The 9,916-nt window shown below is 61.2% G+C and carries 9 protein-coding genes and 2 pseudogenes; 10 read left to right on the forward strand and 1 reads right to left on the reverse strand.

Annotation, left to right across the window (positions count from 1 at the left end):
* The 8 genes and pseudogenes from GSM73_RS26735 to GSM73_RS02920 all read left to right on the forward strand — a co-directional run.
* Positions 1-506, forward strand: a pseudogene (locus tag GSM73_RS26735) (poly-beta-1,6 N-acetyl-D-glucosamine export porin PgaA); the annotation flags it as partial.
* A 12-nt stretch (positions 507-518) separates the two neighbouring features.
* Complete coding sequence (gene pgaB / locus GSM73_RS02895; RefSeq protein WP_160891509.1) at positions 519-2,516, forward strand: poly-beta-1,6-N-acetyl-D-glucosamine N-deacetylase PgaB; 1,998 nt, start codon at positions 519-521, stop codon at positions 2,514-2,516.
* Between the two features lies 1 nt (position 2,517).
* Positions 2,518-3,873, forward strand: a complete 1,356-nt coding sequence (gene pgaC / locus GSM73_RS02900; protein WP_076383117.1) for a poly-beta-1,6-N-acetyl-D-glucosamine synthase — start codon at positions 2,518-2,520, stop codon at positions 3,871-3,873.
* Complete coding sequence (gene pgaD, locus GSM73_RS02905) at positions 3,870-4,373, forward strand: poly-beta-1,6-N-acetyl-D-glucosamine biosynthesis protein PgaD (protein WP_047230322.1); 504 nt, start codon at positions 3,870-3,872, stop codon at positions 4,371-4,373. Before pgaC ends, pgaD begins: the two co-directional genes overlap by 4 nt.
* A 360-nt stretch (positions 4,374-4,733) precedes the next feature.
* Positions 4,734-4,835, forward strand: a pseudogene (locus tag GSM73_RS02910) (YbhB/YbcL family Raf kinase inhibitor-like protein); the annotation flags it as partial.
* A 134-nt stretch (positions 4,836-4,969) separates the two neighbouring features.
* Positions 4,970-5,143, forward strand: coding sequence for a hypothetical protein (locus GSM73_RS26365; protein ID WP_171061296.1), 174 nt, complete (start codon positions 4,970-4,972; stop codon positions 5,141-5,143).
* A gap of 39 nt (positions 5,144-5,182) precedes the next feature.
* Positions 5,183-6,496, forward strand: a complete 1,314-nt coding sequence (locus GSM73_RS02915; protein ID WP_139048760.1) for an MFS transporter — start codon at positions 5,183-5,185, stop codon at positions 6,494-6,496.
* A gap of 69 nt (positions 6,497-6,565) precedes the next feature.
* Entirely contained in the window at positions 6,566-7,297 is a 732-nt protein-coding gene (locus tag GSM73_RS02920; RefSeq protein ID WP_160891510.1) for a hypothetical protein, read from the forward strand.
* A gap of 8 nt (positions 7,298-7,305) precedes the next feature.
* Here GSM73_RS02920 and GSM73_RS02925 read toward each other — a convergent pair whose 3' ends face one another.
* The gene (locus tag GSM73_RS02925; protein ID WP_160891511.1) at positions 7,306-8,184 is read right to left on the reverse strand and encodes a LysR family transcriptional regulator; all 879 of its coding nucleotides are present in this window, start codon (positions 8,182-8,184) and stop codon (positions 7,306-7,308) included.
* Between the two features lie 107 nt (positions 8,185-8,291).
* Between GSM73_RS02925 and GSM73_RS02930 the strand changes: the two genes are divergently transcribed.
* Together GSM73_RS02930 and GSM73_RS02935 are read left to right on the forward strand one after the other, a co-directional pair.
* On the forward strand, positions 8,292-9,293 hold the full coding sequence (locus tag GSM73_RS02930) for a zinc-dependent alcohol dehydrogenase family protein (RefSeq protein WP_047230317.1): 1,002 nt from the start codon (positions 8,292-8,294) through the stop codon (positions 9,291-9,293).
* A 164-nt stretch (positions 9,294-9,457) separates the two neighbouring features.
* On the forward strand, positions 9,458-9,916 hold a 459-nt coding region (locus GSM73_RS02935), incomplete at its 3' end, for a hypothetical protein (RefSeq protein WP_256676664.1).

The following is a 9,916-nucleotide window of genomic DNA, read 5'->3' on the forward strand; positions in this document are numbered from 1 at the left end:
GTATCCGCGCCAACGGCGGCAGTGGTTTTGTTCGCTGGCGTGCCCATGAAAGCCGGGAGTGGCAACTGGCGGTCAGCCCATCGCATTTCAGTGACGGTAACAACCGTCTCGAAACCCTGCTCACCGGTCGCGAAGGCATTTACAGCGCTCCGCGGCTGCAAGTGGAGCTGGGCCTGGAAGTGGGTGCCAGTCGCAACAGCGGCTCTGACGAAGTCCCCTACTTCAACCCCAAGTCAGATCTGAGCGTCATGCCGACCGTCAGCGCCAATCATGTGTTGTACCGCCGCTACGAAACGACGTGGAGCCAGCAGTTCCAGGCCGGCGCCGGTACCTACAGCCAGCGCGACCACAGCACCGGTGCCATGGGCCTGCTCAGCTACGGCCAGCGTTTTATCTGGAACGACGTGCTTGAGGCAGGTGCCGCACTGAGTTGGCTCAACCGCCCCTATGACGGCGACCGCGAAAGCGATCTGCGCCTGCTTGTCGACCTCACCTACCGCTTCTAGAAGAGTTTGAAGATGCCTGTCATTTCGCGATTCATCCTTCTGCTGGGGGTCTTGCTGATCAGCGCTTGTGCCCAGCAAGCCCCGGCGTTCACACCGCCCTCACAGCGCCCGCTGGCGGCCAACGACGCCCCGTGGCCGAAAAACCATGTGCTCGGCATCGCCTATCACGACGTGGAAGACCGCGACCCCGACCAGGCGCTCGTGGCCGTGCGTACCGAACGCCTGATCGAGCAATTGGCTTGGCTGCGGGAAAACAACTACCAGCCGGTAACCGTGGACCAGATCATCACCGCTCGCAACGGTGGCCCGGAACTGCCGCCGCGGGCGGTGTTGTTGAGTTTTGACGACGGTTACTCAAGCTTTTACACCCGCGTCATGCCGATCCTGCGCGCCTATAACTGGCCGGCGCTATTGGCCCCGGTCGGTAGTTGGATCGACACGCCGTCGAACCAGCCGGTGGACTTCGCTGGAGTGCCGCGCAAGCGCTCCGAGTTTTTGACCTGGGAGCAAATTCGCGAGGTCTCGAAATCGGGCCTGGTGGAAATCGCCGCCCACACCGACGCCAATCACAAAGGGGTACTGGCCAACCCGCAAGGCAACCTGCAACCGGCGGCGACGACCCGGCGCTACGATCCCGCCACCGGTCGTTATGAAAGCGAAGCTGATTTCCAGGCTCGCCAGCGCAAGGACGTGGTGGCCATTTCCGAGAAGATCCGCAAGGTCACCGGCTACAGTCCGCGCGTGTGGGTCTGGCCCTACGGTGCCGCCGATGGCACCGCCTTGCAGGTGATTGGCAGCGAAGGCTACCAAATGGCCCTGACTCTGGAAGATGGTCTGGACAGCCTCAATAACCTGATGAGTGGCCCGCGTTTTCTGGTGGCCTCCGATCCGGATGGTGCGCACTTCGCCGAGAGCGTCGTCGGCGTGCAGACCATGGACCCGTTGCGGGTGGTCCATGTCGACCTGGATTACGTCTATGACCCGGATCCTGTGCAGCAGGAAGCCAATGTCGGCAAGCTGATCCAGCGCATCTACGACCTGGGCGCCAACACCGTTTTCCTGCAAGCCTTTGCCGATCCGAAAGGTGATGGTCTGGTGCATTCGCTGTACTTTCCCAACCGTCATCTGCCGGTACGGGCCGATCTGTTCGATCGGGTTGCGTGGCAACTGAAAACCCGGGCCAACGCCAAGGTCTTCGCCTGGATGCCAGTGCTCAGTTTTGGCCTGGATTCGAAACTGCCCCGCGTACAACGTTGGGACCCGGAAACCGGTCGCACGGGTGTGGACCCGGATCAGTACGTACGTTTGTCGCCCTTCGATCCGAGCGTGCGGCGGGTCATCGGCGAAATCTACGAAGACCTGGCGCGGATGAGTTCGGTGGACGGCGTTCTGTACCACGACGACGCCGTGTTTTCTGACTTCGAGGACGCCGGCCCCGCTGCCCTGAAAGTCTATGCCGCCAACGGCCTGCCGACGTCCATCGCCGCCCTGCGGGACGACCCGGCGGCGATGCAGCGCTGGACTCGTTTCAAGAGCCGCTACCTGATCGACTTCACCCACGAGCTCACTGCCAAGGTCCGCGCGATTCGTGGCCCGCAGGTGCTGACAGCGCGCAATATTTTCGCCGAACCGATGCTCAATCCCGAAAGCGAAGCCTGGTTCGCCCAGAACCTGGACGACTTTCTTGGCGCCTACAACTGGACGGCCCCGATGGCCATGCCGTTGATGGAAAAGCAGACCCGCGAGCAATCCGGCCCCTGGCTTGAGCGCCTGGTGGAGACCGTCAAGGCCCGCCCCGGTGCGCTCAAGCGCACGGTGTTCGAATTGCAGGCCCGTGACTGGCACAGCAAACCGGTCAGCGACATCGACGGCGAACAATTGGCCGAATGGATGGGACGCCTCAAGCGTTCAGGCGTGACCAGTTTCGGCTACTACCCGGACAACTTCATCGAAGACCAGCCCGCTGTGAAAACCGTGCGGCCGGCGCTCTCCAATAAGTGGAATCCTTGACATGCTCGACAGACTGCTCGCCCTGCTGGTGCTGGCGATCGTCCTTGGGGTGCCCCTGGGCCTGATCTTCCTGGTCACCGGGCAATTCCTGATGGACTTCGTGTTCTTTTACCCGCTGTTCATGTCCGGGCTGTGGATCGCCGGCGGCCTGTATTTCTGGCTGCATTGGGAGCGTCACTGGCCGTGGAAGGACGACACCCTGCCGCCGCCGCTGGCCGGGGAACCGCTGATCAGCATTCTGATTCCGTGCTTCAACGAGGGCGACAACGTCGCCGATACCATACACGCCGCGCTGGGCCAGCATTACCCGAACATCGAGGTCATCGCCATCAACGACGGCTCGAAAGACAACACCGCCCAAGTGCTCGACCAACTGGCGGCTGATGACCCGCGCCTGCGCGTGCTGCATCTGGCGGAAAACCAGGGCAAGGCCGTGGCCCTGCGCATGGGCGCCATCGCGGCGCGCAGTGAATACCTGGTGTGCATCGACGGTGATGCGCTGTTGGCACCCAACACTTGCGCCTACCTGGTGGCACCGATGCTGGACAATGCCCGCCTCGGTGCAGTGACCGGTAATCCGCGTATCCGTACTCGTTCGACTTTGATCGGCCGGGTGCAGGTTGGCGAGTTTTCCTCGATCATTGGCTTGATCAAGCGTACCCAGCGCGTCTTCGGGCGGATCTTCACCGTCTCCGGTGTGATCGTCGCCTTCCGTCGTACGGCCCTGCACCGGGTCGGCTACTGGAGCCCGGACATGATCACCGAAGACATCGACATCAGCTGGAAGCTGCAACTGGACCACTGGAGCATCTTCTACGAACCCCGTGCCCTGTGCTGGATCCTCATGCCCGAAACCCTGCGCGGCCTGTGGCGGCAGCGCCTGCGCTGGGCCCAGGGCGGGGCCGAAGTGCTGTTCAAGAACATCCGCGGCATCTGGCAATACCGCCACCGCTACCTGTGGCCGCTGCTGTTCGAATATTGCCTGTCCACCGGTTGGGCGTTCACGTTCCTGCTGTCGGTGATCTTCTGGGGCGCCGGTAAATTCGTCGAAATGCCAGCGGCCATCGCGGTCGATCACCTCATGCCACCGGCCTTCACCGGGTTGCTGTTGGCGGTGGTGTGCCTGATGCAGTTCGCGGTGAGCATCCTGATCGATCGCCGCTACGAAAAAGGTTTGTGGCACATCATGTTCTGGGTGGTGTGGTACCCATTGGTGTTCTGGCTGATCAGTCTGTTCACCACCTTGGTGAGTTTCCCGAAAGTGCTGTTCGGGCAGCATCAGAAACGCGCGCGCTGGGTCAGCCCGGATCGCGGCATCAAACCGTTCGATGACGAAGAAGAGGAAGTGATCCGATGAAAATTATCAGGACCCGACAAAGACCTTTTCTGGTGGTCATCGATGCGCTCTTTACCGTGCTGGCGTGGCTGGGGCTGTTGTATCTGTTGGTCAACGGGCTCTGGCCCCTGTTTGACAGCCAGGCAGGCCCGCGCCTCGGTGGCTCGCTCATGGACACGCTCGGGACGTTGCAGATATATGGCTGGATCGCCTTGGTCAACGCGGTGATCCTGATTACCTGGGCGCGCTATCAGCAGCGCAAAAGCCGCAGCTTCGCCCAGCGTCGGCTGCCAGCGCCGGTGGTGGACGATCAAAGCTTGAGCGAAAGCTTCAAATTGACCGACGCGCGTCTGGACACGTTGCGCCGGCCCGGCTCCAAGATCATCCATAACAACCAGGACGGTGATATCAGTCACGTCGTGGCGCATTTCCATCTGCTGAGCCCGGAACTGCAACCGCCGCCACTGGCACCGCTGGAAAGGCCCCGGGTGATTCACCTGCCGGTCGATCACTCGGTGTAAGCGCTGCCGCAGGCTGTGATTGTTGATCTTGTTGCTTTCCAGTTCCTCGGAGATTTCCTTCAAAACGCCGCGTTCGCTCCCACAGAGTACGGTCAGCACAAATCAAAATGTGGGAGCGAGCCTGCTCGCGATAGCGGTATTTCAGTCAACATGGATGCCAACTGAACCATCGCCATCGCGAGCAGGCTCGCTCCCACAGGGGGATGGGTGATGTCGCGAATCACGGTCAACGCAGATCGATGTGGCGGATTCGAAGTTCATCGTAATTGTCACTGAAACCTGGCAGGCGCTGCGGCTATAGTTCGCAGGCCGTCCATGGCCTGATCTGCATAAGGTGCCCGGTATGACTCGATCGACTTCCCTTACTCCCTGCCAGCCGGCCTCACACGCCCTCAACTGATGGAAAGAATCAACGGTCACGTCTTGCGCAACAGTAGCGTAGTGCGTCGCTACCACCGCTAATCCAAGCAACAGCTCCCTGTGGCCAGGGAGCTTGCTCCCGCTGGGTCGGGCAGCAACCCTCAACCACAAAATTGGCATCACGCGCCAAAAGCGAGCACTATCGAGCCCCTGTTCATTCATACCGGAGGATGGCGATGACGCAGAAACCCGACGGCATCGCCCGCCTCAAGAACTGCCCCACCAAAGGCGACGAAATACGCCGGGCCATCGCCCAGAGCCGCAAGGATTTCCTGCCTGCTGAAGAGGCCGAAGACGCTGAGCCAGACCAACCACCGGCACAGCCCATGGACGACGGCCAAGACGCCTGAACCGTCCTTCTCAAAAACTTTTCTTGTTTAAATCTGCCCATGACTGCCACAACTCATCTGCCAGACGCCCGATTCAGCCGATCCGACTACAAAACCCTGGGCCTCGCCGCCCTGGGTGGCGCGCTGGAAATCTACGACTTCATCATCTTCGTCTTCTTCGCCCTGGTGCTCAGCCAACTGTTCTTCCCGCCGCAAATGCCCGAATGGCTACGCCTGTTGCAAAGTTTCGGGATTTTCGCCACCGGCTACCTGGCACGGCCCCTGGGTGGCATCCTCATGGCGCACTTCGCCGATCGCCTGGGGCGCAAGCGGGTGTTCAGCCTGAGCATCCTGATGATGGCCTTGCCTTGCCTGCTTATCGGCGTGATGCCGACCTACGCGCAAATCGGCTATTTCGCCCCGTTGTTGCTGCTGGCGCTGCGCATCCTGCAAGGCGCGGCGGTGGGCGGCGAAGTACCGAGCGCCTGGGTGTTCGTGGCCGAACATGCACCGCTGCGGCATCGCGGCTACGCGCTGGGTTTCCTCCAGGCTGGTCTGACCTTCGGCTATTTGCTGGGCGCCCTGACCGCCACGGCGCTGGCGCAGATATTCACGGCAGCAGAAATTCTCGATTATGCCTGGCGCTTGCCGTTCCTGCTGGGTGGGGTCTTCGGTGTAATCGGCGTCTGGCTGCGCCGCTGGCTGAGCGAAACGCCGATCTTCATGGCCCTGCAAGCCAAGCGCGAGGGCGCGACGGAACTGCCGCTACGCACCGTGCTGCGGGACCATCGCCACGCCTTGTTGCCCGCCGCCATTCTCACCTGCGTGCTGACGTCCGCCGTGGTGGTGTTCGTGGTCATCACCCCGACCGTGATGCAAAAAAGTTTCGGCATGACCCCTAGTCACACGTTCGCTTTGAGCAGCCTGGGCATCGTCTTCCTGAACATCGGCTGCGTTCTGGCCGGCCTCATCGTCGACCGCATCGGCGCCTGGCGCACTGTCATGCTCTACAGCCTGCTGTTGCCGATGGGCATCGCCGTGCTCTACGCCAGCCTGATCAGCGGCGGCGCCTGGCTGGGCCTGGCCTACGCTGTGGCGGGCCTGGGTTGCGGCGTGGTCGGTGCGGTGCCATCGGTGATGGTCAGCCTGTTTCCGCCGAAAATCCGCGTGTCCGGCATCTCGTTCACCTACAACATTGCCTATGCCTTGTGGGCCAGCGTGACGCCTTTGGTGCTGATCGCACTGGTGCCGTGGAGCCCATGGGTGTGCGTGGGGTATTGCGTGGTGATGGGCGCGGTGGGTGTGGCTGCGGCGGCGTATTTTCCCGCCCGGCATTCGAAGACCGCGCAGGCCTCGTTGGCCTGTGAATCGTAAGGACTCTGCCCCAGCTGCACGACTACACTCATGAATGACCCCGTTTCCAACTCGAGGAGGACGGCCATCATGAAGGCGCACAAGCACGACCTGCTGGAACAAGTCCTGATTGCCCACGGCGGTCTCGAGCGCTGGAACACTTTCAACACTGTCCAGGTCACTCTTGTGACCGGCGGTTCGTTGTGGGCCATGAAGGGGTTAACGCAAGACAATGCTCCACGGCAGATGACTGTCTGGCTGCATGAACAGCGCGCCTCGGTCATGCCGTTCGGTGCGCTGAACCAGCGCACCGCCTTCACGCCTGATCGCATCGCCATCGAAACCACCGAGGGCAAAGTGATCGCTGAGCGTTCGGACCCCAGGGCTTCGTTCTTCAAGCACGAGCAAACCACTGCGTGGGATCCGCTTCACCGTGCCTACTTCAATGGATATGCGCTCTGGTCCTACCTGACCATGCCGTTCCTGTTTACTTTTCCGGGTGTCACCAGCCAGGAGCTGGAACCCTGGAAGGAAGGTGGCCAGGTCTGGCGCCGCTTGCGGGTGAACTTCCCGGACACCCTCGCCACTCACTGCCCGGTCCAGGACTTCTACTTTGGCGATGACTATCTGCTGCGCCGGCATGATTACACCGTGGACGTGAGCGGTGGCCTGCCGGCGGCCCAGTATGTGGAGGACTACATCAAGGCCGATGGGCTGTGCATGCCCAGCAAGCGCCGGGCGTATCGGCGGGATGCGGACGATCAGGCGGTGGAGGGGGAATTGCTGGTGGCGATTGATATCAGTCAGGTTCGTTACGCATAACCGGCTGCTCAAAGACGCTCGCGCAGAAAATCCACAAAGGCGCGAGTTCTTGCCGAGCGGCGCCGGTCTTGGCTGAACACGGCGCTGATGGGCAGCGCTACGGGTTGATAAGCCTCCAGCAGGCTGGACACGGTTCCCTGGCGAACATCCGCGGCGAATAACCACTGCGGTGAAAGCGAAATGCCCAGCCCGCTAAGAACCATCTCGCGAATTGCCTCGCTGCTGTTGCTGGTGACATTGCCCTTGATCGTCACGCGGTGCTGTTTGTCCTGCTGGTCGAAACGCCAAACGTCGTAATGCTCCAGCAGCGTGAAGCCCAAGCAATTGTGGCGGGCAAGATCCGCCGGCTCCAGCGGTGTGCCGTGTTGTTGCAGGTAGGCGGGAGCGGCATACACCCGGCGCGGACTATCGCCGAGGGAAACCGCGACCAGCCCTTCGTTTTTCACCACGCCGATACGAATGGCGACGTCGATGTTTTCTTTCAACACATCTTCATTTTGGTCGTTCAGTTTCAGGTCGATGTGAACCTGTGGATGGCGCGCCAAAAACTCCCTCATCAAGGGCGCAATGCACAGCCGCCCGAAACTCACCGGGGCGGCCACACGCAAAGGGCCGGCGATCTGCTCCTGGCCACGGGTGAAACTGAGCCGGGCCGTGTCGAGGCTGCTGAGTATTTCCTTGCTGTGGATATAGAAACGCTGGCCTTGGTCGGTCAGCGCAAGATGGCGAGTGCTGCGGGCAAACAACGCACCGCCAAGGTGTTGTTCCAGCGCGCGGATCTGCTTGCTAACCGCTGGTTGACCCAGGTTCAGCTCCCGGGCGACCGCCGAGAACGAACCGCGCTCTACCACTCGCACGAACATCTGCATCGCGTCGAATAGATTCATCGGGATTTGGCCTCTGGTTGGAATAAATCCTATCCATAGTTGCTTACTTATCGGAATGCGTCGACGGCCGCAACATGTACTCACCCACTCATTGGAGGTTTACTGTCATGAACAACACCATGTTCGCCGCCATTGCCCAAACCGCTCAGGCTCCGCTGGTCGTTCGCCACATTCCCCGGCCTGTTCCCGGCAAAGGACAGGTATTGATCAGGGTTCACGCCGCAGGGATCAATCCTCTGGATACCAAGATCGCGGCAGGTGGCGGCGCTCATGCCCGCCAGCCGCTGCCCGCCGTACTGGGTATCGATCTGGCCGGAACAGTCGTTGAGCTGGGAGAGGGCGTGCACGATTTCGCCCCCGGCGATGACGTGTTCGGCATGGCCGGCGGCATCGGCGGCGCCCAGGGTGCGCTGGCCGAATACATTGCCGTCGATGCTCACCTGATTGCGCTCAAGCCCGGTTCGTTGAGCATGCGCGAAGCGGCAGCCTTGCCATTGGTCTTCATCACCGCCTGGGAAGGGTTGGTAGACCGGGCCAATGTTCGGGCCGGCCAACAAGTGCTGATCCACGGCGGCGCGGGCGGCGTCGGTCAAATGGCCGTGCAAATTGCCAAGGCCCGCGGCGCCGAGGTCTATGCCACCGGCTCGGCCACCAGCCTGGATTTCATCCGTGAACTGGGCGCGACCCCTATCGACTACCGGGCGCAGGACACCGACAGTTACGTGCGCCAGCACACCGGCGGCGAAGGCTTCGACATCGTCTACGACACCGTCGGCGGCTCGACACTGGATGCGTCCTTCAACGTAGTGAAAACCTATACCGGCCACGTACTCAGTTGTCTCGGCTGGGGACAACACAGCCTGGCACCGTTGTCGTTCAAGGGGGCGAGTTATTCCGGGGTGTTTACCTTGATGCCGTTGCTGACCGGCAAGGGGCGCGAGCACCATGGTCGGATATTGCGCGAAGCGGCGGCTTTGGTTGAGGCCGGGGTACTGCGCATCAAGGTAGACCCACATCGGTTTGGCCTGGGAGACGTGAATGAGGCGTTTGCGCAAGTAGCGCAGGGGCGTGGGCAAGGGAAGACGGTGGTAGAGATGGCGGGGGAGTGACGCGGTCTGCAACTGTTATCCGGAAGCCGCACCCATAAAATCGCCCCGGTCTGCAACGGCCGGGGTTTTGCCGCCATCCGCTGCCGCCAAAACTTGAGAACCCGTCCAAACTCCGTAGAATGCCGCTGTCACTATGCCACTACCTTTCAGGGACGAATTCAGACATGCGCGTTTTTGCCATATTCCTGGCCCTCTGCCTTATGGCGGGCTGTGCCTCCAAACCCGATTACTATGTCTCCGCCACTCCGGTAACGATTCCCAAAACCGCCACCTTCTGGATCGACACCTTCGACGTTGAAGTCGTAGGCAAGAACGATCGCTTTTTGCCTGACGAAAAGGTCCGTGAGCAATTGCACACCGACCTGATTGGCCGCCTGCTCGAGGACAATCGCTATGCCTCCAGCAAGGAAGCTGCCGACTATCTGCTGGACGTCAACAGCGTCTACGCGCGACGTATTCAAGACACCCAAGGCGGCTTCATGAGCAAAATCGTTGCCGATGGCACGCTCCTCGCCAGTGTCGATTTCAGCTATCAGGTCAAGGTGAAGAAGGCCGGCGCCGAGGTTTTGCACTTTGCCCAGGCCCGTCAGGGGCTGATGCCGGGCGGCGCGATCGGGCAATTT

This window comes from Pseudomonas sp. PICF6, assembly GCF_009831705.1.
Lineage (GTDB): Bacteria > Pseudomonadota > Gammaproteobacteria > Pseudomonadales > Pseudomonadaceae > Aquipseudomonas > Aquipseudomonas rhizophila.